We start from the raw sequence: 25,152 nt of genomic DNA, 5'->3' as shown, positions 1-25,152 counted from the left end.
AAAAGCGGTTGGGAAGTGTCGGGCGCAACGACCCGGGGCGAACGGGTTTGGTTTGTTAATGGTGTTCGCGGGCGTGGTTGATGGTGTATTTGGGGATTTCCACCACCAAATCTTCGTCGCCCACGCAGGCTTGGCAGCTGAGGCGGGAGGTGGCTTCCAAGCCCCAGGCTTGGTCGAGCAGATCTTCTTCGATTTCGCCTGCTTCGGGCAGGCTGTCAAAGCCTTGGCGGATAACCACGTGGCAGGTGGTGCAGGCGCAGGATTTTTCGCAGGCGTGCTCGATTTCGATGTCGTGTTCGAGCAGCAGATCGCAGAGGGAGCGGCCGCTGGGGGCGTCTTCGATGATTTTGCCCTCCGGGCAGAGCTCGGCGTGGGGCAGGACGGTGATTTTGGGCATGGTGTGTGTATGGGTGAAAATGGGATGGGAAAACGGCGGCATTGTACCTGAAATGCTGTTTTTTTTCAGAATGAGGCTGTTGCAGGGCGGCGGCAAAAGGAAGCAGGCTACCTGAAAGCCTGCCGCTGCGGGGCGGCGTGGTGTTCAGGTAGCCTGTTGCGGGATGGCGGGCTGAGACCTTTGCAACCCCCATCTGCGGCGCATTTCTGCGTTGTGCGTTTATGCCCTATGGGTACTGCTCGCTCGCTTAGCCTTGTAGATGATATGTCTGTCCCACAGGGATTCCTGACGTTCACACTCGCTGTGCTGCTACGCCTTGAACTGCATCCACATCTGGGAGTTTTGCAAAGGTCTCAGGCTTTACAAATCGTGCATGGCCATCAGGCTGGCGTTGCCGCCGGCGGCGGTGGTGTTGATGCTGCAGGCCACTTCGGAGAACAGGCGCAAGACGTCCAGACCGTCGGCCGCGTTGTGAATGCGGGTGAGCGGGCCGGGATGATCGGCCAACGCCTGGCGGTATTCCGCCGTCATCGGCTCCAATGCCACCACATGGGTCATGTCGGCGGTTTCGGGGCGGCCGTGCGTGGAGAGCAGGCCGCCGAGACGGTCGGCATAGGCGGCCAAGGGGTGGCCGGACTCCACCACGGTGTGGATGCCGGAAGCGGCCAGGGTAGCGAGGGCGGCAAAGGATTGCGCCAAGTCGCCACCGTAGAGCCACACCTGCTTGGGCGTGTGCCAGTTCATGCTGTTGTGCTCGCCGGTGGGGCCGGGCAGGGCCAACTCGGCCTGACGCAGGGTGTGCAGGCGCGCTTGGCCCATTTTGCCGGCCAGCTCCAGTTTTTGTTCCTGGGAGAGCGGCAGGGCGGCCAGCACTTCCTGCAGGCGGGCGAGCGCGGCTTCGTCGGCCTGGCCGATGCGGCTCAGGCGCGGGATGCGCCAGCGTTTCAGGCGGCTTAAGCGTTGCAGGTAGAAGGGGCCGCCGGCTTTGGGGCCAGTGCCGGAGAGGCCGTGACCGCCGAAGGGTTGCACGCCCACCACGGCGCCGACGATGTTGCGGTTCACATACACATTGCCGGCCTCGATGCGGCTGCGGATGTGCGCCACGGTGGCATCGATGCGGCTGTGGATACCGTGGGTGAGGGCGTAGCATTTGCTGTTGATTTGCGCGATGAGCTCGTCCAGCTCACCGGCGCGGTAACGCACCACGTGCAGCACGGGGCCGAACACTTCCTGGCGCAGCTCCTGCAGATTGTTCAGCTCGAACAGCACGGGGGCGACGAAGGTGCCGTTGGCGGCATCGGCGGCGAGCGGCACTTCGTGGTAGGACTTGGCCAGCCCTTTCATGCGGTCGATGTGGCGTTGCAGGTTGTCGCGCGCTTCGGCGTCGATTACCGGGCCGATGTCGGTGTGGAGACGCAGCGGGTTGCCCACGCGCAACTCGTTCATCGCGCCTTTGATCATGGCGAGGAAGTGGTCGGCGATGTCTTCCTGCAGACAAAGGATGCGCAGAGCGGAGCAGCGTTGGCCGGCGCTGTCGAAGGCGGAGTTCAATACATCGGCCACCACTTGTTCGGGCAGGGCAGTGGAATCGACGATCATGGCGTTTTGGCCGCCGGTTTCGGCAATCAGCACCGGGTTGTCGCTGCGTTTGGCCAGCGTTTGGTTGATCAGGCGCGCCACTTCGGTGGAGCCGGTGAAGATGACGCCGCTGATGCGCGGGTCTTGGGTGAGCGCCGCGCCCACATCGCCCGCGCCGAGCACCAGCTGCAGCACGTCGCCGGGCACGCCGGCTTCATGCATCAGGGAAACGGCGTAGTGGGCGATGATGCTGGTTTGCTCCGCGGGTTTGGCCACCACGCTGTTGCCGGCGGCCAAGGAAGCGGCCACTTCGCCGACAAAAATCGCCAAGGGGAAATTCCACGGGCTGATGGCGACCACGGCACCCAGGCCGGGGGTGTTTTCAGGTAGCGTGAGTTCGGCTTCGCTGGCGTAGTAGCGGCAGAAATCCACCGCTTCACGCACTTCGGCAATGGCGTTTTGCAGAGTTTTGCCCGCTTCGCGCACGGCCAGCATCATCAGTGTGGGGGTGTGCGCTTCCATCAGGTCGGCAAAGCGGCGCAGACAGGCAGCGCGCTCGGCGGCGGGCTTGGCCGACCAGGCCGGCTGGGCGGCCACGGCAATGCTGACCGCTTCCTGTGCCAAGCCGGCGTCGGCAAACGAGGCGCTGCCGACAATATCGCCGTGGTCGGCCGGATTCGGCACATGGTGCGCGGCGGCGGCCGGACGGCTTTGGCCGTTGATTAAAGAGGCTACCTGAAAGCTTCGTCCGGCGGCGGCATTCATTTGCTGTTGCAGGTTTTGCAACACGTTTTCGTTGCTCAAATCGATGCCTTGCGAGTTGACGCGCTCGTGGCCGTACAGTTCGCGCGGCATCGGCAAGGCGCGGTGCAGGCGGATGCCTTCTTGCGCCAAGGTATCGAAGGGGCTGCGGATGAGTTCGTCGATGCTGATTTTTTCATCGACGATCTGGTTCACAAACGAGGAGTTGGCGCCGTTTTCCAGCAGACGGCGCACCAAATAGGCGAGCAGGGTTTCGTGGGTGCCGACCGGGGCGTAAATGCGCACGCGGCGGCCTAGGTTTTGGCTGCCGACCACTTGGTCGTACAGGGTTTCGCCCATGCCGTGCAGACATTGGAATTCGTAGTCTTTGCCTTCGCCCATTTGGTAAATGGCAGCCAAGGTGTAGGCATTGTGGGTGGCAAATTGCGGGAACACGGCATCTTGCGCGGCCAGCAGTTTGCGTGCGCAGGCCAGATAGGAAATATCGGTGTGCACTTTGCGGGTATAAACCGGATAGCCGTCCATGCCGTCCACCTGCGCCCATTTGATTTCGCTGTCCCAGTAGGCGCCTTTTACCAGGCGGATCATCAGCTTCTGTTTGCTGCGGCGGGCGAGGTCGATTAAATAATCGATCACAAACGGGCAGCGTTTCTGGTAGCCCTGTACCACAAAGCCGATGCCGTTGAAGCCGGCCAAGTCGGGGTCGGATACCAGCGCTTCCATTAAATCCAGCGACAGCTCCAGGCGGTTGGCTTCTTCGGCGTCGATGTTGAGGCCGATGTTGTACTGCTTGGCCAGCAGGAACAGGTTTTTCAGGCGCGGCAGCAGTTCGCTCATCACGCGCCCGTGCTGGGCACGCACATAGCGCGGGTGGATGGCGGAAAGTTTCACCGAGATGCCGTTGCCTTCATACACGCCGGCGCCGGCGGCGTCTTTGCCGATGGCGTGGATGGCGTTCACATAATCTTGGTAATAGCGGTCGGCATCGGCCTGCGTCATGGCCGCTTCGCCGAGCATATCGAAGGAGAAGCGGTAGCCCAGTTTTTCGCGCTCTTTGCCGTTGGCCAGCGCTTCTTCAATGGTTTGGCCGGTCACAAACTGTTTGCCCAGCATACGCATGGCGTAGTCCACACCTTTGCGGATGAGGGGTTCGCCGCCTTTGCCCAACATGCGGGTAAGCGAGGCGGACAGGCTTTGTTCGTTGGTGGGGTTGGTCAGCTTGCCGGTGATCAGCAGGCCCCAGGCGGCGGCGTTAACGAATAGGGACGGGCTGTGGCCCAAATGGCTTTTCCAGTCGCCGTCGGCCAGTTTGTCGTGGATGAGTTTGTTGCGGGTGGCGTTGTCGGGGATGCGCAACAGGGCTTCGGCCAGACACATCAGCGCCACGCCTTCGTCGCTGGAAAGGGAGAATTCGTGCATCAGCGCGTCCACGCCCGAAGATTTGCTTCGGCTACTGCGCACTTGGGTAACCAGGCGGCGGGCCAAGTCGGCGGCGGCGCTGCGCTCTTCTGCACTCATCTGCGCCTGCCGCAACATATCGTCCACGGCCGCCACTTCGTCGCGGCGGTAGGCTTCGGTAATGGCTTGGCGCAAGGGGGCTTGTTGCGGATGGGCAAACTGGAACATGGGAATCTCCGTGATGTAGAGTGCGGGAAATGGGCTACCTGAAAGCGCTCGGCTGGGTTTCGGGTAGCCTGAGACCTTTGCAAAACCCTCATCTGCGGCGCATTTCTGCGTTGTGCGTTTATGCCCTATGGGTACTGCTCGCTCGCTTGCCTATCTTCATGATATGTCTGTCCCACAGGGATTCCTGGCGTTCACGCTCGCTGCGCTGCTACGCCTTGAACTGCATCCACATCTGGGGGTTTTGCAAAGGTCTCAGCTTGAATTTGAGGCCGCCATTCAGGCGAAAATCAGGTGGATATGATAAACCAAACCGATGTTTGCGGGCTTGATGGAAGGCAAAGTTTTGCCGCCTGTTTGGCTGACCTGAATGCCAATCAGGCTACCTGAAACCCACCTATTGCGGTTTCAGGTAGCCTGAGCACATCATCAAACGGCCGATTTATTTGGCGGCATGGTAGTCGCGGTCGGCTTGTTCGAAGCGTTCCTGAACCTCTTGGCTGGGCGCTTTGCCGAGCAGGGAAACGGCCACCACGGCAATGGCGCAGGCGATGAAGCCGGGCACGATTTCATACATGGTTTGCAGATTGGCCGCTTTCAGGGCGGGATTCACTTTTTCCGCCCACAGCACCACCACCACGGCACCGGTAATCATGCCGGCCAGTGCGCCGTTGGCGGTCATGCGCTTCCAGAACACCGACAGAATCACCACCGGGCCGAAGGCGGCACCGAAGCCGGCCCAGGCGTAAGACACCAGGCGCAGCACTTTGCTGTCGGGGTCGGCGGCCAGCAGGATGGCGATTACGGCCACGGCCAACACCATGATGCGGCCCACCCACACCAGCTCTTTCTGGGCGGCGTTGGGGCGCAGGAAGCCTTTATAGAAGTCTTCGGTGATGGCGCTGGAGCACACCAAAAGCTGGCAGGACAAGGTGGACATCACCGCAGCCAGAATGGCAGACAAAATCACGCCGGCAATCCACGGGTTGAACAGCAGGGTGGCCAAGGCGATGAACACGCGCTCGTTGTTGCCCTGCATGGCGGCCGCCTGTTCGGGGTTGGCGCCGAAGTAGGCGATACCGAAATAGCCCACGGCCACGGCCCCGGCCAAGCAAAACACCATCCAAGTCATGCCGATGCGGCGGGCGCTGGTGAGCGATTTCACGTTTTCGGCGGCCATGAAGCGCGCCAGAATGTGCGGCTGGCCGAAATAGCCCAAGCCCCAGGCGGCAGTGGAAATAATGCCGACCAAGGTGGTGCCGGTGAGCAGGCTGCCGTATTCGGTGTTGGCGGCCACAGCGGCGGCTTGGATGGCGGCGCTCATTTCATCCGCACCGCCCAAGCTCAGGTACACCATAATCGGGGTCAGGATCAGGGCGAAAATCATCAGCGTGGCCTGCACGGTGTCGGTCCAGCTCACCGCCAAGAAACCGCCGATGAAGGTGTAGGCAATGGTGGCGCCGGCGCCGAGCCACAGCGCCTGCTGGTAAGACATATCGGTAAACAGGCTCTGGAACAGACGGGCGCCCGCCACCACACCGGAAGCGCAATAGATGGTGAAGAAAAACAGGATGATGGCGGCGGAGATTACCTTCATCGCTTTGCCCTGTGCGCCGAAACGGTGGAAGAAGTATTCGGGCAGGGTAAGGGCGTTGTTGTTGTATTCGGTGTGCACGCGCAGACGGCCGGCCACCAAGAGCCAGTTGAAATAAGCGCCCACGGTGAGGCCGATGGCAATCCAAGCTTCGGCCAAGCCGGAAGCGTAAATCGCGCCGGGCAGACCCATCAGCAGCCAGCCGGACATATCGGAAGCGCCGGCCGACATGGCGGTCACGAAGGGGCCCAAGCTGCGGCCGCCCAAAATGTAGTCGTCAAAATTGCGGGTGGAGAAATAGGCGGCCAAGCCGATGAGCAAAACGGCCACCAGATACACACCGAAGGTGATGTACATGGGATTCATGATGCAATAACCTCGTGGGTTGTTGTTTGAAAAGGTGTGTGGGGGCGCGTCGGGCCGACCGCCGCCAAACTTTGCGTTTATACTTCAGAAACGCGCGTTCGGTCAATTTTTGTAAATATCGCCTACGCTTGGCGTTAAGACGGCGCTTCGCTTTGCCCGAAGTGCCGGTTTTGTGCGGCGTCCGTGGTATGATGGGCTACCTGAAACCCGCCCCAACCCGTGCCTGACGATGAACCCTCTGCCCGACGAACTGCGCCGCCGTGCCGCCGCCATCAAACTGCTGATTATGGACGTGGACGGCGTGTTAACCGACGGCCGCATTTTTATCCGCGACAACGGCGAAGAAATCAAAGCCTTCCACACGCTCGACGGCCACGGCATCAAAATGCTGCAGCAAAACGGCGTGCAAACCGCCATCATCACCGGCCGCGATGCGCCTTCGGTGGGCGTGCGGGTGCGTGCTTTGGGCATCGGCCACTATTTCAAAGGCATCAGCGACAAACGCGCCGCTTATGAAGCGCTGCGCGCCGCCTCCGGCGTGGCCGAGCACGAATGTGCTTATATCGGCGACGATGTGGTGGATTTGCCGGTGATGGTGCGGTGCGGGCTGCCGGTGGCGGTGCCGGAAGCGCACGATTTCGTCAAACACTATGCCGTTTACACCACCGCCCGCCCGGCCGGTGCCGGCGCGGTGCGCGAACTGTGCGACCTGATCATGGAAGCGCAGGGCTACCTGAAACCCGCTTTGGAGCGCTACACGCAATGATGAAGAAACTGGCCGGCTGGTGGTTTCCGCTGATGTTGGCCCTGGCTTTGGGCGGCGTCAGCTTCTGGCTCGACCGCGTGAGCCAGCTGGAAACCGAAGAAGTGGCGCTCAGTCCGCACGAGCCGCAATATGAAATTTTCGGCATCCAGGCCAAGCGTTTCGGCGCCGACGGCGCGGTGGCCGAGCAGTTAACCGCCGAGCGCGCCTGGCAGTTTCCGGCCCGCTCAGACGCCTATCTGGCCAAGCCCGATATCGTGTTCGCCCCCCACAGCGGCGAGCACTACCGCGTTCAGGCCGCGCAGGCGCATTATGTGAACGACCACGAAACAGTGGCCCTCAGCGGCGGCGTGGTGCTGGTGAAACCCGCCACCGCCGATTCGCCCGCCGGCCGCATGGAAACCGACACCCTAACCATCGACACCGACACCCAAACCGCCCGAACCGAAGACTGGGTGCGCTACCGCTACGGCGCCTCGCACGGCACCGCGCAAGGCATGGTGTACGATCATGCCGCCAGACGCCTCAACCTCTCTTCACGCATAAAGGCCGTGATTTATGACCCGCAAACCGACCATCCTTAAGCCCCGCCTGCTGTGCGTTCTGCTGTTGGCCGCCGTTCTGCCCGCACACGCACTCACCTCCGACCGCAACCAGCCCATCCAAATCGAGGCCGACCAAGGCTCGCTGGATCAAGGCAACCAAAGCACCGAATTTTCCGGCAACGTGGTCATCAAACAGGGAACCATGTATATCCACGCCGGCAAAGTCCGCGTGGTGCGCGCCGCCAGCGGCACCCAAACCATCACCGCCACCGGCAGCCCGGTGCAGTTCGGCCAGCAGCTCGACCGCCAAGGCCACGTGAAGGGGCAGGCCAACCGGGTGGAATACCAGTCGGCCACCGGCATCGTGAAACTCAGCGGCAACGCCCGCCTGGAGCGCGGCGGCGACAATGCGCGCGGCGAAACCATCACCTACAACACCCGCACCGAGGTGTATACCGTGATGGGCGGCAGCAAAAACAACGCCAACCGCGGCCGCGTCAGCATCACCATCCAGCCGCAAAACTGATGCCGCAGCAGGCTACCTGAAAACACGCCGACCGGCGGCAACAGGCTTTCAGGTAGCCCGACAAGACCAAAATCAAAATAACGGGAAACCAATCATGAATGTGCCGACAACACCCGGCAGCCGCCTGAGCGTGCGGCAACTGCAGAAAAGCTTCAAGCAACGCCAAGTGGTGAAAGACTTTTCGCTCGACATCAGCAGCGGCGAAGTGGTCGGCCTGCTCGGCCCCAACGGCGCGGGCAAAACCACCAGCTTCTACATGATTGTCGGCCTCGTGGCCGCCGATGCCGGCGAAATCGGTCTGGACGGCCACCGGCTCCGGCACATGACGGTTTACCAGCGCGCCCGCCTCGGGCTGGGCTATCTGCCGCAGGAAGCCTCCATCTTCCGCAAAATGACGGTGGAAGAAAACATCCGCGCCATTCTCGAGCTGCACGAAAGCAACCCTGCCCGCATCGAAGACACCCTCAACGGCCTCTTGGCCGACCTCAACATCGGCCACCTGCGCCGCAGCCCCGCGCCTGCATTGTCGGGCGGCGAACGCCGCCGGGTGGAGATTGCCCGCGTGCTGGCTATGAACCCGCGCTTCATCCTGCTCGACGAACCCTTTGCCGGCGTCGATCCGATTGCGGTCATCGACATCCAAAACATCATCGGTTTCCTCAAACAGCGCGGCATCGGCGTGCTGATTACCGACCACAACGTGCGCGAAACCCTGCGCATCTGCGACCGAGCCTACATCATCAGCGAAGGCCGCGTGCTGGCCGACGGCCGCCCCGAAGACCTGGTCAACAACGACGAAGTCCGCGCCGTGTATTTGGGCGAAAACTTCGATTATTGAGTTTCAGGTAGCCGGTTATGACAACGCAAGCGGTCAAACTCAAACTCCGCCAAACCCAGCTGCTCAACCAAAAGCAGCAGCAGTCTTTGCGCGTGCTGCACATGTCTTCGCAGGAGCTGGCTGAAGAAGTGGAATCCTGGCTGGAAGACAACCCCCTGCTGGAGCGCGCCGAAACGGGCGACGCCGACAGCGGCCAGCCCGAAATCCACTACTCCGCCGCCGTGCCGATTACCCGCAAAATCAGCAGCGGCGAAGAAAGCGATTTGTGGGCCACCGTGGCCGACGAAGCCGACTTCCGCCGCCTGCTGCACGAGCAGGTGTGCGAACATCCGCTGGATCGCGAAGAAGCCGCAAGGGTACACCTGCTGATCGACTACCTCGACGACCAAGGCTACCTGAAAGAAAGCCTTGAAGAGATTGTGGAGCATTCGCCGCTGGAATGGATGCTGGACGAAGCAGACTTGGCCGCCGCCCTGCAACAGCTCCAGCGCTTCGACCCGCCCGGCACCGGCGCACGCGACTTGGCCGAATCGCTACTCTTACAGCTGGCCCGCCGCGAACCGTGCGAAACCGTGTTCTGCGCCGTCAAACTGGTGCAGGGCTACCTGAACGACGTAGGCAAAATCACCCTCGCCCCGCAGGTACGCAAACAGCATCCCCAATACAGCACCGCCACCATCGAAGCCGCCCAAGCGCTGGTGTCTTCGCTCAACCCTTTTCCCGCCTACGGCTATGCCGCCGCCGGCCACACCGAATACATCGAGCCTGATGTGTGGATCCGTCCCGATGAAGAAACCGGCGAATGGAAAACCGGCGCCTACCGCCAGGCCTGGCCGCAGGTTCGGCTCAACCGCGAATACTGCGAACTGCTCGGCGAATGCGGCGGCAGCGCGCCCGAACTCAAGCAGAAACTCGCCGAAGCCAAAACCCTGCTGCTCTCATTGGAGCAGCGCAAAAGCACCGTGCTGCGTCTGGCCGACATCATTCTGGAAAAACAGGCCGACTTCTTCCAATTCGGCGCCATCGGCCTGGTGCCGATGACCATCAAAGACACCGCCCAAGAATTGGGCCTGGCCGAAAGCACCGTATCGCGCGCCGTCAACCAAAAATATCTGGCTTGCCCGCAAGGCGTATTTCCGTTACGCTACTTCTTCAGCCAAGCCGCCGTTTACGCCGACGAAGAAGACGAACAGGGCGTGAGCGCCGGCGCGGTGAAAGCCGTGATGGAAAGCCTGTTTGCCTCGGAAAACAAAGCCAAGCCGCTCTCAGACCAAGCCATCGCCGACCGCCTCGCCCTGCAGGGCATGACGCTGGCCCGCCGTACCGTAGCCAAATACCGCGAAGAGATGAATTTCCCGCCTGCCCACCAACGTAAACGCAAACAGCCGTAGTTCCCCGGTTTGCGCGCCGCCAGGCAGGCACAACCCCTCGAAGGAGTCTGCTATGAATCTGAAAATCAACGGCATCAACATCGAAGTGACCGACGCGCTGAAAGACTACATCCGCAGCAAACTCGAGCGCATCATGCGGCACAGCGACAATGTGATTTCCGCCACCGTTACCCTCTCGGTGGACAAACTGGTGCAGAAAGCAGAAGTGGATTGGCACATGGCGGGCAAAGACCTGCACATCGATCAAACCGATAAAGACATGTATGCCGCCATCGATTTACTGGCCGACAAACTCGACCGTGCGGTGCTCAAACACAAAGAAAAAACCCACGACCACCGCGCCGAATCCAGCGGCAAACTGAGCGCCGAATCTTAAGCGCCCTCCCCTTTCACAGGCTGCCGAAGCAGCCTGTTTTGCCGTCTGTTTGCCCGATGTAAAAATTTTCCGCCCGCCCCACAAGGCGGGCAAACCGCTTTATAATCCGCCGTTTTTTCAGCAATGCCCTACAGGCTGAGACCTTTGCAAAAGCCCCAGATGTGGATGCAGTTCAAGGCGTAGCAGCGCAGCGAGCGTGAACGTCAGGAATCCCTGTGGGACAGACATATCATCTAGATAGGCGAGCGAGCAGTACCCATAGGGCATAAACGCACAACGCAGAAATGCGCCGCAGATGGGGGTTTTGCAAAGGTCTCAGGCTACCTGAAAACAAACCACCCACACCGCGCCGCATTCCGGCCCAACCCTTAGTTACCGAGACACACCGTGGACAAACTGAAAATCACCGGCAACGGCCCCCTCAACGGCGAAATCACCATTTCCGGCGCCAAAAACGCCGCCCTACCGCTGATGTGCGCCGGCCTGCTGACCGAAGACATCCTCCACTTGAAAAACGTGCCCATGCTGGCCGACGTGAAAACCACCCACAAACTGCTGCAAGGCATGGGCGCACAGGTGGAAAGCGACGGGGTAAGCGCGTTTTACATCAATGGCGGTACGGTCAACAACACCTGCGCCCCTTACGAGCTGGTGAAAACCATGCGCGCCTCGATTCTGGTGCTCGGCCCCACCCTGGCGCGTTTCGGCCATGCCGAAGTCAGCCTGCCCGGCGGCTGCGCCATCGGCTCGCGCCCGGTTGACCAACACCTGAAAGGGCTGGAGGCCATGGGCGCCACCATCACCATCGAGCACGGCTATGTAAAAGCCAGCGGCAAGCTGAAAGGCGCACGCGTGGTGATGGACATGGTCACCGTGGGCGGCACCGAAAACCTGCTGATGGCCGCCACGTTGGCCGAAGGCACCACCGTTTTGGAAAATTGCGCCATTGAACCCGAAGTAGTGGATTTGGCCGAATGCTTGGTAAAGATGGGCGCCAAAATCCGCGGCATCGGCACGCCGGTGATGACGGTGGAGGGTGTGGAAAAACTGCACGGCTGCACCCACAGCGTGGTGGCCGACCGCATCGAAACCGGCACCTTCCTCTGCGCCGTTGCCATGACCGGCGGCCATGTGGTGCTGCGCAACGCCGCGCCGAAAACCATGGAGGTGGTGTTGGACAAACTGGTGGAAGCCGGCGCCGTGATTGAAGCCGGCGACGACTGGATCGCCATCGATATGCGCCAACGCCCGAAAGCGGTGGACATCCGCACCGTGCCGCATCCCGGTTTCCCCACCGATATGCAGGCGCAGTTTATGGCCATGAACGCCGTGGCCGAAGGCAGCAGCCGCGTGGTGGAAACCATTTTTGAAAACCGCTTCATGCACGTGCCCGAGCTCAACCGCATGGGCGCCCAAATCACCGCCGAAGGCAATACCGCCATGATCAAAGGCGTGGAAAAACTTTCCGGCGCCACTGTGATGGCCACCGATTTGCGCGCTTCGGCCAGCCTGGTGATTGCCGGCCTGGTGGCCGACGGCGAAACCGTGGTCGAGCGCATTTACCACCTCGACCGCGGTTACGAACACATCGAAGAGAAGTTGGGCAAAGTGGGCGCCTTAATCGAACGGGTGCGCGGCTGAGGCAGCTTAATTGACGAACAGGCTACCTGAAAGGTTTTCAGGTAGCCTGTTTGTTTGCCTGCCAATTTTAATACTAAGAAAAAATTTAGCTGACTGAATAAAATCTAATCTTTATAATCAAAAAATACGATTTTATGAAGTCACACCATGGATTACGCCAAGCTCAGCCGCAAGCTGGAAATACTGGCCGACGCGGCCAAATACGATGTTTCCTGCTCGTCCGGCGGCGGTTCGCGCGGCAATAAGGGGCAGGGCTTGGGCAACTCGTCCCGCGCCGGTATCTGCCACAGTTTCACCGAAGACGGCCGCTGCGTCTCGCTGCTGAAAATCCTGCTCACCAACCATTGCATCTACGACTGCGCCTACTGCGCTTCCCGCCGCAGCAACGACATCCCGCGCGCGGCGTTTACGGTGGATGAAGTGGTGGATTTGACCATGAGCTTTTACCGCCGCAACTATATCGAAGGGCTGTTTTTAAGTTCCGGCATCTTCAAAAATGCCAATTACACCATGGAACGCTTGGTGCGGATTGCCAAAAAACTGCGTGAAGAACACCGCTTTCACGGCTACATCCACCTGAAAACCATTCCCAAAGCCTCTCCTGAAATCCTGCACGAAGCCGGGCTGTATGCCGACCGCCTCAGCGTCAACATGGAAATCCCCACCGTTTCCGGCCTCAAGCTGCTCGCGCCCGAAAAAAACCACCGCGACATGACGCAGCCGATGGCGTTTGTGCACAACGAAATCGCCGCCTTGGCCGACAGCCGCAAAACCCTCAAATCCACGCCCAAGTTCGCCCCGGCGGGGCAAAGCACACAGTTCATCATCGGCGCGGCAGGCGAAACCGACCGCCAAATCATCCGCGCCGCCGGCGGTTTTTACCGTAATTACGGCCTCAAACGCGTGTATTACTCCGGCTATGTGCCGGTATTGGCCGACAAACGCCTGCCGCCCTTATCGGCACAAGTGCCGCTGCGGAGAGAAAACCGGCTCTATCAGGCCGACTGGCTGATGCGTTTTTACGGCTTTGCCGACCATGAAATTTTAGACGAGCAACAACCTTTTCTCGACCTGGACTTCGACCCCAAACTGGCGTGGGCATTGCGGCACCGCGAATGGTTTCCGGTGCCGCTGCAACACGCGCCGCTGGAAATGATTCTGCGCGTGCCCGGCATCGGCGTGAAGTCCGCCCGCCGAATCGTGCAGGCCCGCCGCTTCCGCATGATCACCATGGCCCAGCTGCGCAAAATGGGCGTGGCCTTAAACCGCGCGCGCTATTTCATTACCCTGCCCGAACCCAACCGCTATGCCGACTTAATCGACAGCACGCAATTGCGCGGTCTGCTGCTGCAACACACCCGCTCCAAGTTCGGCCAAAGCGATGCCGTGCAAAGCGATTTGTTTGCTTGAACCGCGCCCATAGGAACCCGCCCATGCGTGTGATCTTGCATTACAACGGCAGTTTTGACGGTTTGTTGAGCGCCGTGTTTGAGGTGTACGCCCGCCGTCTGCCGCCCGATCAGGTGCATCTGACTGCCGATGCGCACGACACCGATTTGTTCGGCCACAGCGAAAACGTGGCCACCAGCACCGAGCACGCCCGCCGTGTGTGCGAACGGCTGGAGCGGCAGATCGGCCGCCGCGGCATGGTGCGGCTGCTGTACGGTTTTCTGATTGCCGCCCCCGAGATGCCGGATACCTTTTTGCGCCTCGTCCGCCTGATGCTGGCGCGCCCCGAACGCCGCGACCTGCTGAGTGATTACGGCCATATCGACGTGTTGCAATGGGCGCAGTGGGTGAAAACCGTCGGCCACGAAAAACACCGCATGGAAGCGTTTGTACGCTTTGAAGAACTTTCAGGTAGCCTCTATCTGGCCCGCATCGCGCCGCAATACGACGTGCTGCCGCTGATTGTGCCGCATTTCCGCCGCCGCTATCCGCAGCAGCACTGGGCCATTTTCGACACCGGGCGCGCTTACGGCGTGGCCAGCAATGAGACAGGCCTGTACCCGATCAGCCACCTCGACACCGCCGCGCTGACAACAGCCTATGCGCCGCAGGAGCAGGATTACCAGCGGCTGTGGCGGCGTTATTTCCACAGCAGCAACATCGCCGCCCGCCGCAACCCGCGCCTGCACCGGCAACAGGTGCCGCAGCGCTATTGGGCTTACCTCACCGAAAAGCAACCCGAATTGCCGGGCTGAGACCTTTGCAAAACCCCCAGATGTGGATGCAGTTCAAGGCGTAGCAGCGCAGCGAGCGTGAACGTCAGGAATCCCCGTGGGAAAGACATATCATAGAGATAGACAAGCGAGCGAGCAGTACCCATAGGGCATAAACGCACAACGCAGAAATGCGCCGCAGATGGGGGTTTTGCAAAGGTCTCGGGCTGATACCGCGGCCGAATAAGCCGAATACGGAAAACGCTGCCTGCTTCCGCATGAGCGGCGGGCAAACGGCATCAGCCGCCAGAGAGATTACGAGCGCTGCCGCGCACATTCCGCCGCATACGCCTCACCCCAGCGGTACATGGCCTCGATCACCGGCAACAGGGTGCGGCCGAAATCGGTGAGCGAATATTCCACCTTGGGCGGCACCTGCGGATAAACCTCGCGGTGCACGATGCCGTCGGCCTCCAACTCGCGCAACTGCAGGGTGAGCATGCGCTGGGTAATGCCCGAGAGTAGACGCTGCAATTCGTTGAAACGGCGGACATCGGTATTCAAATGATACAAAATCAACACCTTCCATTTGCCGCCGATGATGCTGAGTGTGGTGCGTACCGGGCAACACAGCGCGCCATCCGGCACAGCCAAAGGGTCGTCTGCAGAATCATGCATGCGTTTGCTTCCTTAATTACAGTATAAAAAATGTGCGTACTTGCTCATTAGTTTGTACTGCGTACAATACGCCCAAGAAAATAAAAAGCCCAGCAAAAATTCGGGCAGTTTTATTGCCGTTTGCAAACCGGCCCAAACCGCTTCAAAGCGGCAGGCCGATTGGAATAAGGAGTGCATCATGCGCATTATGGAATTGGACCGCATCAACGAACTGGCCCGCAAAGCCAAAACCGAAGGCTTAAACGCAGCCGAGCTGGCAGAACAGGTAGCGCTGCGCCAGGCCTATATCCGCCAAGTATGCGGCCAGCTGAACAATATGTTGTCCACCGTGACCGTGGTGGACCCCGAAGGCCAGGACGTTACCCCCGCCAAGCTGCGCGCCGCCCAAGCTACCGGCATGCAAACAACCGTTTAGCAAGAAACAAACCCGCGCCGGGCTTTCAGGTAGCCTGCCGGCCGCATCAAAAAAACAAGAAAGGAAGTCATCATGCGTTCCGTACGTCAAATCTACCGCGCCAACAGCCAACATTGGGTGGGCGACGGCTTTCTGGTACAACCCCTGTTTTCCCACATGGGCGAAGACCGCGGCACCGATCCGTTTTTGATGCTGGATTACGCCGCCCCTTACGAATTCGCCCCCAACCATCGCAGCAGCCAGCGCGGCGTCGGCCAACACCCGCACAAAGGTTTCGAAACCGTGACCATCGCCTACCACGGCGAAGTGGCGCACCGCGACTCAACCGGCGGCGGCGGCGTGATCAAAGAGGGCGACGTACAATGGATGACCGCCGGCGCCGGCATCATTCACGAAGAATTCCACTCAGAGGCCTTCAGCCGCAACGGCGGCCTGTTTGAGATGGTGCAGCTGTGGGTGAACCTGCCGACCAAAGACAAACTCACCCCCGCCCGCTATCAGCATTTGGCCAAGGAAAACATCCCCGTGGTGGCCTTGCCCGAGGATGCCGGCCATCTGCGTCTGATCGCCGGCGAATATCAAGGCGTCCGCGGTGCGGCCGACACCTTTACCGAGATGAATGTATGGGACGTGGTGATCGAAGCCGGCCGTGAGGCAGCCATTGAGGTTCCGGCCAGCCATAATCTGTCTATGGTGGTGCTGCGCGGCGAAGCCGAATTTAACGGCCAAGCGCGCGCCGGTGCCGGGCAGTTGGTGGGTTTTGCCGAAGGCGGCGGTGCAGTAAGCATCCGCGCCGGCGGCGAAACGGTGAAAATCCTGCTGCTTTCCGGCGTGCCGATTAACGAACCGGTGGTGGGCTACGGGCCGTTTGTGATGAACAGCGCCGAAGAAATCCGTGAGGCCATTGCCGAATTCAACAGCGGCCGCTTCGGTCAACTGGCTTGACGCCCCGCCCCGCCAAACAAACAGCCCAATCTGCATCGGTATGCGGTTTGGGTTGTTTGATTCAGCGGCGATAAGAAGGAAAGGAAACTTTGATGAGTTGGGTATATTTGATCACCGCCGGCCTGCTGGAAATCGGCTGGCCGCTGGGTTTGAAACTGGCGCAGCAGGAAGGCTACCGCTGGCACGGCATGGTGCTGGCGGTGCTGTTTATGGCGGCCAGCGGCTTTTGCCTGTTTCTGGCGCAAAAAACCATTCCGATGGGCACGGCTTACGCAGTGTGGACGGGCATCGGCGCGGCCGGTGCGTTTTTGGTGGGGGTGGTGTTTTTCGGCGACGCCGCCAGCTTCGGCCGCTGGCTGGGCGCGGCGCTGATTATTGCCGGCGTGGTGGTGATGAAATTGGCCAGCCATTCTTGAAGGGAGTTTCAAAGAATACGGGCTACCTGAAAGCATTTCAGGTAGCCCGAATCCATGCGGAGTATGTTGGCCGAGCGTTTGATTACCCGATAAAACAAAACCGCCTTGCTGAACAAGGCGGTTGTAAATCTGGTTGCGGGGGCAGGATTTGAACCTACGACCTTCGGGTTATGAGCCCGACGAGCTACCATGCTGCTCCACCCCGCGTCTGAAGAAGGCGAACTATACCGCTTCGCCGGATTAACGTCAAGCATTTTTCGCTAAAAAGAGGCAACGGTCGGAGGCTACCTGAAAACGGGAAGTCAACCAAACAGCCGCCCTTGGGCAAGCAGGGCTTTAACCGGGGCGAAATCGCGGCGGTGTTCGGGCAGCGGGCCGTATTGTTGCAGGGCGGCGAGGTGGGCAGCGGTGCCGTAGCCTTTGTGCCGTTCGAAACCGTATTGCGGGTGGCGCGCGGCCAGGGCATACATTTCAGCATCGCGGGCGGTTTTGGCCAGCACGGAGGCAGCGGAAATTTGGATGATTTTGCTGTCGCCTTTCACCACGGCTTCGGCTTCGGTGCCCAGATTGGGGGGGATGCGGTTGCCGTCTATCCACACTTTTTCAGGTAGCCTGGGCAAGCCGTGTACGGCGCGGCGCATGGCCAGCAGGGTGGCGTGCAGAATATTCAGTTCGGCGATTTCTGCGGGCGAGGCGGCGGCCACGCACCAGGCCACGGCCTGTTGTTTGATGGCTGCGGCCAGCAGGTCGCGTTTTTTTTCGCTGAGTTTTTTGGAATCGGTGAGGCCGGGCAGGCAATAATCGGGCGGCAGCACCACGGCGGCGGCAAACACGCTGCCGACCAGCGGACCGCGGCCCGCTTCGTCCACGCCGGCCTGCCACATCATGTGTTTGCTCCGGCGGCGGCCAGCACGGCTTCGGCGGCTTCGGCGGCGGTGTCTTTGCGCAGCAGGCGGTGCAGTTCGGTAAAGTCGGCGGCGAGTTGTTCGCTTTCGGCCGGGTGGCGGTACCAATGCAGTACGGCCTCGGCCAGCTGTTCGGGCGTGGCCTGTTTCTGCAGCAACTCGGGCACCGCCATCCGCCCCAGCAACACATTGGGCAGGCCGACGTAAGGCACTTTGATTTTGTGCTTCACCCAAGCATAAGTGAGCGGCGAGATTTTGTAGCTGATCACCATCGGACGTTTGCACAGGGCCACTTCCAGCGTGGCGGTGCCGCTCGCCACCAGCACCACATCGGCGGCGGTACAGGCCAGTTCGGTGCGGGCCGACATCAGGCGCACCGGCAGGTAGCGGTAGGCATCGCTGTCCAAAAGGCTTTGCAGGCGAGCGCGGGTGGCGGCGGTGGCGTAGGGCAGGAGAAAAACGGCTTCCGGCTCTTGGGCGCGGATGCGCTGGGCGGCCTGCAGAAAGAGCGGCGCCATGTAGTCGATTTCACTGACGCGGCTGCCGGGCAAGAGGGCAAATACGGCTTGGTTGGGGTCGAGTTTGAGCCGTTCGCGTGCCTGTGCGCGGTCGGCGTCCAGCGGCAGGGTTTGCGCCAACGGGTGGCCGACAAAGCGCGCCCGTCCGCCGGCGGCGTGGTAGAGCGGCGGTTCCATCGGAAACAGGCACAACACCTCATCTACCTGCCGCACGATGCGGCGAACCCGTTCCCGCCGCCAAGCCCATACCGACGGGCTGACGTAATGGATGGTGGGGATGCCGGCGGCTTTCAGCTGTTCGGCCACGCCCAAGTTGAAGTCGGGCGCGTCGATGCCGACAAAAACATCCGGGCGCTGCCGTGTGAGCTCAGCCACCAGCCCCTTGCGGATGGCAAGAATGGCGCGCAGGTTTTTCAAAACTTCCACATAACCGCGCACCGCCAGCGTCTCTTGGTCAAACAGGCTGTGCAGCCCTTCCGCCTGCATACGCGGGCCGCCGATGCCGGTAAAACGCACTTGCGGGCAGCGCGCTTTGACGGCGGCCATCAGGTGGGCGCCAAGCAGGTCGCCCGAGGCTTCGCCTGCACAGAGGGCGATCAGCGGAGAGGAAGAGTGGGGCATGGTGACAGGCAGAAGGAGGCGGAAAGGGGCGGATTGTAGCGCATCGGCTGCACGCTTGAAATGTTCGGCGCGGCTACCACACCAGATAAAACATGGTTTTGGCCAACACCACAATCAAGAGCATGTGCAGCAGCACGGCGCGGTGGATGTATGTCGAGAAAGCCGCGCTCATGGTGCCGCGACGCATACGGCGGACGGCGGCGATGAAATGAAGGAGCACGCTGAAGGCCAGCAGGATTTTGAGCCACAACTGCCACCCGAGCGAGCTGTCTGCCGGTGCGGCCAGCAACGGGGCATAGCGGTGGGCAAGCGCCAAGCCGGACAAAAACAGCAGCATCACCGCCCACGGCATCACCTTCACCGCGCGCGAGGAAACGGCTTTTTCAGCCGCCTGCCGCACCTCGCGGCTGACGGCAGGCGTGTGCAAAACCGACAATACCAAGGCTTCAAACAACACTCCGCCCACAAACAGAATGGCGCAGAGCAAATGAACGATATGTGCAAAGGCATAGGCAGACATGGCGGTGTTCCGATAGGTGACAGAGAAAATAGGTTGAGACCTTGGCAAAACCCATCTGCGGCGCATGTGCGTGTTGTGCGTTGATCCCTATGGGCACTGCACGCTGCCTATCGCGTGATGGGCCTGTCCCGCAAGGATTCCTGGCGTTCGCACTCGTTGCGCTGCTACGCCTTGAACCGCCTCCCCATTTGGAGGTTTTGCCAAGGTCTCAGGCTACCTGAAAAATGAAAAAAAGCATACCCGGCCGGGTATGCTTTTTCTAAAAGAGCGATTACTCTTCTTTCAATTCTTCGATGGCTTGTTTGCAGTTTTCTTCCTGCTCGGCCGCGGTGGCTTCTTTCAGGCTGGCCAACCAAGTGTCGCGGTGTTTGATGCGCTCTTCTTTTTCGGCACCGCTCAGGGTTTCGATGTATTGGTTTTCCAGAGTTTCCGCTTCTTTACACAGCGCAATCAGCTCGCCCATCGGTGCAACAGCAGCTTCGGAAGCGGTCGCCACTTCAGAGGCAGTCGGCACTGCGGCAGGAGCAGAAGCTTCGGCAACGGCAGGCGCCGGAGCGGCAGTTTCGGGAGCAGCAGGCTCGCCACCGCAAGCAGCTAAAAACAAGGCCAGCAAAGCAGCAGGCATCAGGGTTTTTTTCATTATCTTTTCCTTTTCAAGTTGAGTTTTCTGCACCGCAGCCGGGCGGTAAGCCGGGTTCTGTCGTTGGACAGTCATTCCTCTAGGCCGCCCGTTGCCGGACGGCTCAAGCAACCTACCCGAACACTCGGCGAGCAGCGTCATGGTGTTCTGTTTGGTCTTGCTGCGGATGGGGTTTGGCCTGCTACGGACTGTTGCCAGCCGCACGGTGCGCTCTTACCGCACCATTTCACCCTTACCTGTACCGCGTTGCCGCAGCCATCGGCGGTTATGCTTTCTGTTCCACTTTCCGTCGCCTCGCGGCGCCCGGCCGTTAGCCGGCATCCTGCTCTGTGCAGCCCGGACTTTCCTCCCCGTGAGCGGATCACGCGGCGACTGTCTGCCCGACTGCGGTGCGGCCAAGATTATATCGGGGCTGTCAAGCGGCGGCAAATCGGTATTGGGCGGCAAACCTTTCAGGTAGCCAGCGATCCGGCCAACTGTCTTTCCTGAGTCGGCAGGCCGCCCGATTCCGGCCCAAACTCCCCAACCACCCAAGCCGCCTGCTTGGAGGAACCGTTCCCCACCCCATGCTGCAGGCCGAGACAACAGCGCGAAAGTGCTGAAAAACCACGCCTGCCGCCGCTACCCTGCTTTTCTTTACAGAAATTTTAATTTTATTGCGTTCCGTCAAATAAGCTGCGCTTATGTGGTTTTCCACAATAGCCGCCCTCCGGCCCGCAGCGAAACAATAGAGCCGTATCTCCACGAAGCAATACTTTCGATCCCGACGCTGCAGAAGGAGCGCTCATGAAAATCTTCACCAAAACCGCACTCAGCATCACGGTCTTACTGGTGGTCATCTACGGCGGTGCCAAATGGCTGACCCACGTCCGCACCGAGCAAACCGACATCCAGCTGTCTGCCGACCCGGTTAAAGTGGCACGCGGGGAATATGCCGCCCGCTTGGCCGACTGTTTCGCCTGCCACACCGCCCCCGGCGGCCAGCCCTATGCCGGCGGCTTGGCCATGCAAACCCCCTTGGGCGCGGTGTACAGCACCAACATCACGCCCGACAAAGAAACCGGTATCGGCCACTACAGCTACGCCCAATTTAAAAGCGCGGTCCAACACGGCATCCGTGCCGACGGCAGCCCGCTTTATCCGGCCATGCCCTATCCTTCCTACACCCTGATGCCCGACGAAGACATTCAGGCCATGTACGTGTACTTCATGCACGGCGTGAAACCCGTCAGACAGGCCAACGCAGACAGCACCCTGCCGCCGGTATTGAACTGGCGCTGGCCTTTGGCTTATTGGCAGGCCGAGGACTTTGCAAAACCCTCAAATGTGGATGCAGTTCAAGGCGTAGCAGCGCAGCGAACGTGAACGCCAGGAATCCCTGTGGGACAGACCTATCATATAGATAGGCAAGCGAGCGAGCAGTACCCATAGGGCATAAACGCACAACGCAGAAATGCGCCGCAGATGGGGGTTTTGCAAAGGTCTCAGACTAGCTGATGGTACCCTTTAACACGTTATTTGATGATGTTGCGGATCACGCCCATCACGCTGCGGGAAATGGCGCGGGTAACCTGTTTGTTGATCTGGTCGCCCACTGAGTCGGCGATGTTGTAGCCCACGCCTTGGTTGGCGCGTTTGCGGCCGCCGAACAGGCCGCCGAGAAAGCCGTCGACTATGCCGCCGGCCACGGGTTCGGTTTTGGCGGCGGCGGTGCTTTGCTGCGCCTTGGCGGCTTGTGCCGCCTGCTCGGCGGCGGCCTGTTCGGCAGCCAGTTGCTGCAGGGCTTCGTAGGCGGAGAAGTTGTCCACCGCGTCGCGGTAATGGCGGTAGAGGATGTCGTTTTGGAAACGCTGGTTGCGCGCATCGGCACTCAGCGGCGACAGTTGGGATTGCGGCGGCAAGACAAAGGCGCGTTCTACGATGCCGGGCATGCCTTTTTCGTCGAGGAAAGACACCAGTGCCTCGCCCACGCCCAATTCGGTAATCGCTGCGCTGACGTTTAAACCGGGGTTGCTGCGGAAGGTGTCGGCGGCGGCGCGCACGGCTTTTTGGTCGCGCGGGGTGAAGGCGCGCAGGGCGTGCTGTACGCGGTTGCCGAGTTGGCCGAGAATGGTGTCGGGCAGATCGAGAGGGTTCTGGGTAACGAAATACACGCCCACGCCTTTGGAGCGGATCAGGCGCACCACTTGTTCTACTTGCTCCACCAGCACTTTGGCGGCGTTGTCGAACAAGAGATGGGCTTCGTCGAAAAACATGACGAATTTGGGCTGCGCCAAGTCGCCCACTTCGGGCAGGGTTTCAAACAGTTCGGCCAAAAACCACAGCAGAAAGGCGCTGTAGAGGCGCGGCGAGCGCATCAGTTTTTCGGCGTTCAAGATGTTGATCACGCCTTGGCCGCCTTCGGTTTGCAGCCAGTCTTGCAGGTTGATTTCCGGCTCGCCGAAGAAGTGGTCCGCGCCTTCGCTTTCCAGCTGCAGCAGCTGGCGCTGGATGGCGCCGACGCTGGCGGCGGAAACATTGCCGTAGCGGGCGCGGTAATCTTTGGCGTTGTCGCTGACGTGCTGCAGGATGCCGCGCAGGTCTTTGAGGTCGATGAGGTGCCAGCCCTTGTCGTCGGCCACTTTGAACACCAGATTGAGCAGGCCCTCTTGGGTGTCGTTGAGGTTCATCAGGCGGGCCAGCAACATGGGGCCCATTTCGGAAACGGTAACGCGCACGGGGATGCCGGTGTCGCCGTAAACATCCCAAAAGCGCACGGGAAAGCCTTTCAGGTAGCCTGCGGCTTCGATGCCGAATTCGGCCATGCGTTCGCCCACCTTGCCTTGGCCGTCGCCGGCTTCTGCCATGCCCGACAAATCGCCTTTCACGTCGGCCAGAAACACGGGGATGCCGGCGGCGCTGAAGCTTTCGGCCATTTTGCGCAGGGTCACGGTTTTGCCGGTGCCGGTGGCGCCGGCAATCAGGCCGTGGCGGTTGGCCATTTTGCCCAGCAGGTCTAGGCTGTGCAGGCCGGCGGCGGTTTTGGCGATGGTGAAACGGGTCATGACAAGACTCCTTGTGGTCGGCCGGCGGCAGGATGCGCGGCCTGAAAAAGGGGAAACTGTTGCCGCGCAATCAGCGGCTTAAGACGGTGCGGCGCACAAGTCGGCGGCTGCTTATTGTAATGCCATCGGCGGGCTTTCAGGTAGCCTTTCGGCGGCAAACAGCGGATAATGCCGCCCGTTTTGTTTGACTGACGGAAAGGTTTTGCCATGCCCAATCCGCTTTATGGCCAACATCTGATTTCGATTCCCGATCTGAGCAACGAGCAGCTCGAGTGCCTGCTGCAAACCGCTTTGCGCCTCAAAGCCGAGCCGCAGGCGCACCTGCTGGAAGGCCGCCTGATCGGTTCCTGCTTTTTCGAGCCCTCCACCCGCACCCGTTTGTCGTTTGAAACCGCAGTGCAGCGGCTGGGCGGCAAGGTGATCGGTTTTGCCGACGGCGCCAATACCAGCGCCAAGAAAGGCGAAACGCTGGCCGACACCGCCCGCATCATCAGCAGCTACACCGATGCGATTGTGGTGCGCCATCCTAAAGACGGCGCCGCCCGCGTGTTGTCGGAATTTTCCGCCGTGCCGGTGATCAATGCCGGCGACGGCACCAACCAGCACCCCAGCCAAACCCTGCTCGATTTGGTGACCATTTACGAAACGCAAGGCACCTTGCAGGGTTTGAAAATCGCCATGGCCGGCGATTTGAAATACGGCCGCACCGTGCATTCGCTGGCGCAGGCGATGAAGCGCTGGGGCTGCGAATTCGCCTTTGTGTCGCCGCCCAGTTTGGCGATGCCCGAATACATCACCGAAGAACTCGACGAAGCCGACTGCCGCTATGCAGTGCTGCCCACGTTGGAAGCTGCGGTGGAGTGGGCCGATATTCTTTACATGACGCGGGTGCAGCGCGAACGCTTCGACGAGCAAGAGTTCGCCAAAATCCAAGGCAAGTTCAACCTGAACGCCGCCATGCTGGCCGGCGCCAAACCGAATCTGCGGGTGCTGCATCCGCTGCCGCGGGTGGACGAAATCCATCCCGATGTCGATGCCACGCCCTATGCCTATTACTTCCAGCAAGCCACCAACGGCGTGTTTGCGCGGCAGGCGATTTTGTCGCTGATTCTGAATCCGGAGGTGTAAACCGATGGGCTTGCTGATTCTGAAAATCTGGTTGTGGCTGCGCAGCTTTTTCCACCCGCGCATCCGTGAGTTGGGCACGCCCTTGAGCCACCGCTTCTTTGTGTGGCCGCTGGATTTGGACGAAAACCTGCACATGAACAACAGCCGCTACCTGAACTATATGGAGCTGGCGCGTTGGGATTTGAACATCCGTTCCGGCTTTCTCAAATACGCCCTGAAAAACGGCATCATGGCGCCGGTGCTCAACACCGCCATTGTGTACCGCCGCTCGCTCGGCCCGCTGCAAACCTTCAACGTGCACACGCAATTGGTGGCGCGCCGCGGCCAGAGTCTGTTTGTCGAGCAGACCATCGAGCGGCACGGCAAACTGTATGCCGTGGCCGTGATCGAGCTGCGCGCCGTCCGCCGCGGCAGCACGCTGGATGTGGACGAACTGCTGAATACAGTGGGGCTGACCTTCACCCCGCCTTCGGCCGGCATCGACGGCCTTTTGGACGACAGCACCGCGCTGATGAAGCAGCTTTTGCAACGCGCCCAACAGCGTTTCGGCTAAACCGGCTACCGGCCAGGCTGAGACCTTTGCAAAACCCGCAGATGTGGATGCAGTTCAAGGCGTAGCAGCGCAGCGAACGCAGACATATCATATAGATAGGCAAGTGAGCGAGCAGCGCACAACGCAGAAATGCGCCGCAGATGAGGGTTTTGCAAAGGTCTCAGGCTACCTGAAAGCCTTACCCAATACCACAAGGATAAGCACACC

Annotated in this window: 24 protein-coding genes, 1 tRNA gene, 1 other RNA gene and 5 pseudogenes; 16 read left to right on the top strand and 15 right to left on the bottom strand. The window is 60.4% G+C overall.

Annotated features, from left to right (window positions below; genetic code table 11):
- Positions 1-55 precede the first annotated feature (55 nt).
- Positions 56-397, bottom strand: coding sequence for an ISC system 2Fe-2S type ferredoxin (gene fdx / locus HMPREF9371_RS05990; RefSeq protein ID WP_040660875.1), 342 nt, complete (start codon positions 395-397; stop codon positions 56-58).
- Between the two features lie 153 nt (positions 398-550).
- On the opposite strand from fdx, the pseudogene HMPREF9371_RS13385 reads away from it, so the two are divergent.
- Positions 551-757 (top strand): annotated as a pseudogene (locus HMPREF9371_RS13385) (ATP-dependent exonuclease); the annotation flags it as partial.
- Here the strand turns inward: HMPREF9371_RS13385 and putA are convergent.
- On the bottom strand, positions 758-4,363 hold the full coding sequence (gene putA / locus HMPREF9371_RS05985) for a bifunctional proline dehydrogenase/L-glutamate gamma-semialdehyde dehydrogenase PutA (RefSeq protein WP_009119083.1): 3,606 nt from the start codon (positions 4,361-4,363) through the stop codon (positions 758-760).
- A 29-nt stretch (positions 4,364-4,392) separates the two neighbouring features.
- Here putA and HMPREF9371_RS13380 point away from each other — a divergent pair.
- A pseudogene (locus tag HMPREF9371_RS13380) lies at positions 4,393-4,664 on the top strand (ATP-dependent exonuclease).
- Positions 4,665-4,802: 138 nt separating this feature from the next.
- Here HMPREF9371_RS13380 and putP read toward each other — a convergent pair.
- On the bottom strand, positions 4,803-6,320 hold the full coding sequence (gene putP / locus HMPREF9371_RS05980; protein ID WP_040660266.1) for a sodium/proline symporter PutP: 1,518 nt from the start codon (positions 6,318-6,320) through the stop codon (positions 4,803-4,805).
- Positions 6,321-6,549: 229 nt separating this feature from the next.
- On the opposite strand from putP, the gene HMPREF9371_RS05975 reads away from it, so the two are divergent.
- The 6 genes from HMPREF9371_RS05975 (at position 6,550) to hpf (ending at position 10,759) form a co-directional block, all read left to right on the top strand.
- Entirely contained in the window at positions 6,550-7,086 is a 537-nt protein-coding gene (locus HMPREF9371_RS05975; protein ID WP_009119079.1) for a KdsC family phosphatase, read from the top strand.
- Positions 7,083-7,667 (top strand): LPS export ABC transporter periplasmic protein LptC, encoded by a 585-nt coding sequence (gene lptC / locus HMPREF9371_RS05970; protein WP_009119078.1) that lies wholly within the window; start codon positions 7,083-7,085, stop codon positions 7,665-7,667. The genes HMPREF9371_RS05975 and lptC overlap by 4 nt, the downstream gene beginning before the upstream one ends.
- Positions 7,642-8,154, top strand: coding sequence for a lipopolysaccharide transport periplasmic protein LptA (gene lptA / locus HMPREF9371_RS05965; RefSeq protein ID WP_009119077.1), 513 nt, complete (start codon positions 7,642-7,644; stop codon positions 8,152-8,154). Before lptC ends, lptA begins: the two co-directional genes overlap by 26 nt.
- Before the next feature lie 94 nt (positions 8,155-8,248).
- Positions 8,249-8,992: an LPS export ABC transporter ATP-binding protein gene (lptB, locus tag HMPREF9371_RS05960; protein ID WP_009119076.1), complete on the top strand. Its 744-nt coding sequence runs from the start codon at positions 8,249-8,251 to the stop codon at positions 8,990-8,992.
- A 17-nt stretch (positions 8,993-9,009) separates the two neighbouring features.
- Positions 9,010-10,383 (top strand): RNA polymerase factor sigma-54, encoded by a 1,374-nt coding sequence (gene rpoN, locus HMPREF9371_RS05955; protein WP_009119075.1) that lies wholly within the window; start codon positions 9,010-9,012, stop codon positions 10,381-10,383.
- 52 nt (positions 10,384-10,435) lie between these two features.
- A complete protein-coding gene (hpf, locus tag HMPREF9371_RS05950; protein ID WP_009119074.1) occupies positions 10,436-10,759 on the top strand; it encodes a ribosome hibernation-promoting factor, HPF/YfiA family in 324 nt (107 codons plus the stop codon).
- A 117-nt stretch (positions 10,760-10,876) separates the two neighbouring features.
- Here the strand turns inward: hpf and HMPREF9371_RS13375 are convergent.
- Positions 10,877-11,114, bottom strand: a pseudogene (locus HMPREF9371_RS13375) (ATP-dependent exonuclease).
- Positions 11,115-11,146: 32 nt separating this feature from the next.
- On the opposite strand from HMPREF9371_RS13375, the gene murA reads away from it, so the two are divergent.
- The 3 genes from murA (at position 11,147) to HMPREF9371_RS05935 (ending at position 14,604) form a co-directional block, all read left to right on the top strand.
- A complete protein-coding gene (murA, locus tag HMPREF9371_RS05945) occupies positions 11,147-12,400 on the top strand; it encodes a UDP-N-acetylglucosamine 1-carboxyvinyltransferase (protein WP_009119073.1) in 1,254 nt (417 codons plus the stop codon).
- Between the two features lie 147 nt (positions 12,401-12,547).
- The gene (locus tag HMPREF9371_RS05940) at positions 12,548-13,810 is read left to right on the top strand and encodes a putative DNA modification/repair radical SAM protein (RefSeq protein ID WP_009119072.1); all 1,263 of its coding nucleotides are present in this window, start codon (positions 12,548-12,550) and stop codon (positions 13,808-13,810) included.
- Between the two features lie 23 nt (positions 13,811-13,833).
- Entirely contained in the window at positions 13,834-14,604 is a 771-nt protein-coding gene (locus tag HMPREF9371_RS05935; protein WP_009119071.1) for a TIGR03915 family putative DNA repair protein, read from the top strand.
- Here the strand turns inward: HMPREF9371_RS05935 and HMPREF9371_RS13370 are convergent.
- Together HMPREF9371_RS13370 and HMPREF9371_RS05930 are read right to left on the bottom strand one after the other, a co-directional pair.
- A pseudogene (locus HMPREF9371_RS13370) lies at positions 14,568-14,842 on the bottom strand (hypothetical protein). The gene HMPREF9371_RS05935 and the pseudogene HMPREF9371_RS13370 sit on opposite strands and share 37 nt — an antisense overlap.
- Before the next feature lie 35 nt (positions 14,843-14,877).
- Positions 14,878-15,240 (bottom strand): winged helix-turn-helix transcriptional regulator, encoded by a 363-nt coding sequence (locus HMPREF9371_RS05930; RefSeq protein WP_009119070.1) that lies wholly within the window; start codon positions 15,238-15,240, stop codon positions 14,878-14,880.
- A 178-nt stretch (positions 15,241-15,418) separates the two neighbouring features.
- Between HMPREF9371_RS05930 and HMPREF9371_RS05925 the strand changes: the two genes are divergently transcribed.
- The 3 genes from HMPREF9371_RS05925 to HMPREF9371_RS05915 all read left to right on the top strand — a co-directional run bounded on the left by HMPREF9371_RS05925 (position 15,419) and on the right by HMPREF9371_RS05915 (position 17,016).
- Complete coding sequence (locus tag HMPREF9371_RS05925; RefSeq protein ID WP_040660871.1) at positions 15,419-15,655, top strand: DUF896 domain-containing protein; 237 nt, start codon at positions 15,419-15,421, stop codon at positions 15,653-15,655.
- 72 nt (positions 15,656-15,727) lie between these two features.
- Positions 15,728-16,600, top strand: a complete 873-nt coding sequence (locus HMPREF9371_RS05920; protein ID WP_009119068.1) for a pirin family protein — start codon at positions 15,728-15,730, stop codon at positions 16,598-16,600.
- A 92-nt stretch (positions 16,601-16,692) separates the two neighbouring features.
- Positions 16,693-17,016 carry a DMT family transporter gene (locus HMPREF9371_RS05915; RefSeq protein WP_009119067.1) on the top strand — a complete coding sequence of 108 codons (324 nt, stop codon included), beginning with the start codon at positions 16,693-16,695 and terminating at the stop codon, positions 17,014-17,016.
- 130 nt (positions 17,017-17,146) lie between these two features.
- On the opposite strand, the gene HMPREF9371_RS05910 is transcribed toward HMPREF9371_RS05915, so the two are convergent.
- The 8 genes and pseudogenes from HMPREF9371_RS05910 to HMPREF9371_RS05880 all read right to left on the bottom strand — a co-directional run bounded on the left by HMPREF9371_RS05910 (position 17,147) and on the right by HMPREF9371_RS05880 (position 23,264).
- Positions 17,147-17,223: transfer RNA gene (locus HMPREF9371_RS05910), tRNA-Met, on the bottom strand.
- A gap of 95 nt (positions 17,224-17,318) precedes the next feature.
- Positions 17,319-17,903 carry a ribonuclease HII gene (gene rnhB / locus HMPREF9371_RS05905; protein ID WP_009119066.1) on the bottom strand — a complete coding sequence of 195 codons (585 nt, stop codon included), beginning with the start codon at positions 17,901-17,903 and terminating at the stop codon, positions 17,319-17,321.
- A complete protein-coding gene (gene lpxB, locus HMPREF9371_RS05900) occupies positions 17,900-19,060 on the bottom strand; it encodes a lipid-A-disaccharide synthase (protein ID WP_009119065.1) in 1,161 nt (386 codons plus the stop codon). Before lpxB ends, rnhB begins: the two co-directional genes overlap by 4 nt.
- A gap of 73 nt (positions 19,061-19,133) precedes the next feature.
- On the bottom strand, positions 19,134-19,580 hold the full coding sequence (locus HMPREF9371_RS05895; protein ID WP_009119064.1) for a CopD family copper resistance protein: 447 nt from the start codon (positions 19,578-19,580) through the stop codon (positions 19,134-19,136).
- 271 nt (positions 19,581-19,851) lie between these two features.
- Positions 19,852-20,220 carry a hypothetical protein gene (locus HMPREF9371_RS05890; protein WP_009119063.1) on the bottom strand — a complete coding sequence of 123 codons (369 nt, stop codon included), beginning with the start codon at positions 20,218-20,220 and terminating at the stop codon, positions 19,852-19,854.
- A 30-nt stretch (positions 20,221-20,250) separates the two neighbouring features.
- Positions 20,251-20,608, bottom strand: an RNA gene (rnpB, locus tag HMPREF9371_RS11090) — RNase P RNA component class A.
- An 840-nt stretch (positions 20,609-21,448) separates the two neighbouring features.
- Positions 21,449-21,699, bottom strand: a pseudogene (locus tag HMPREF9371_RS13365) (hypothetical protein).
- 35 nt (positions 21,700-21,734) lie between these two features.
- Positions 21,735-23,264: a helicase HerA-like domain-containing protein gene (locus HMPREF9371_RS05880; RefSeq protein ID WP_009119061.1), complete on the bottom strand. Its 1,530-nt coding sequence runs from the start codon at positions 23,262-23,264 to the stop codon at positions 21,735-21,737.
- A 207-nt stretch (positions 23,265-23,471) separates the two neighbouring features.
- On the opposite strand from HMPREF9371_RS05880, the gene pyrB reads away from it, so the two are divergent.
- Together pyrB and HMPREF9371_RS11035 are read left to right on the top strand one after the other, a co-directional pair.
- Positions 23,472-24,392, top strand: coding sequence for an aspartate carbamoyltransferase (gene pyrB / locus HMPREF9371_RS05875; protein WP_009119059.1), 921 nt, complete (start codon positions 23,472-23,474; stop codon positions 24,390-24,392).
- Positions 24,393-24,396: 4 nt separating this feature from the next.
- Positions 24,397-24,945: an acyl-CoA thioesterase gene (locus HMPREF9371_RS11035; protein ID WP_009119058.1), complete on the top strand. Its 549-nt coding sequence runs from the start codon at positions 24,397-24,399 to the stop codon at positions 24,943-24,945.
- 5 nt (positions 24,946-24,950) lie between these two features.
- On the opposite strand, the gene HMPREF9371_RS13360 is transcribed toward HMPREF9371_RS11035, so the two are convergent.
- A complete protein-coding gene (locus tag HMPREF9371_RS13360; RefSeq protein ID WP_083813989.1) occupies positions 24,951-25,100 on the bottom strand; it encodes a lipoprotein signal peptidase in 150 nt (49 codons plus the stop codon).
- Positions 25,101-25,152: the final 52 nt, after the last annotated feature.

Source organism: Neisseria shayeganii 871, from assembly GCF_000226875.1.
Lineage (GTDB): Bacteria > Pseudomonadota > Gammaproteobacteria > Burkholderiales > Neisseriaceae > Eikenella > Eikenella shayeganii.
This window is presented reverse-complemented; position numbering and strand designations above follow the sequence as displayed.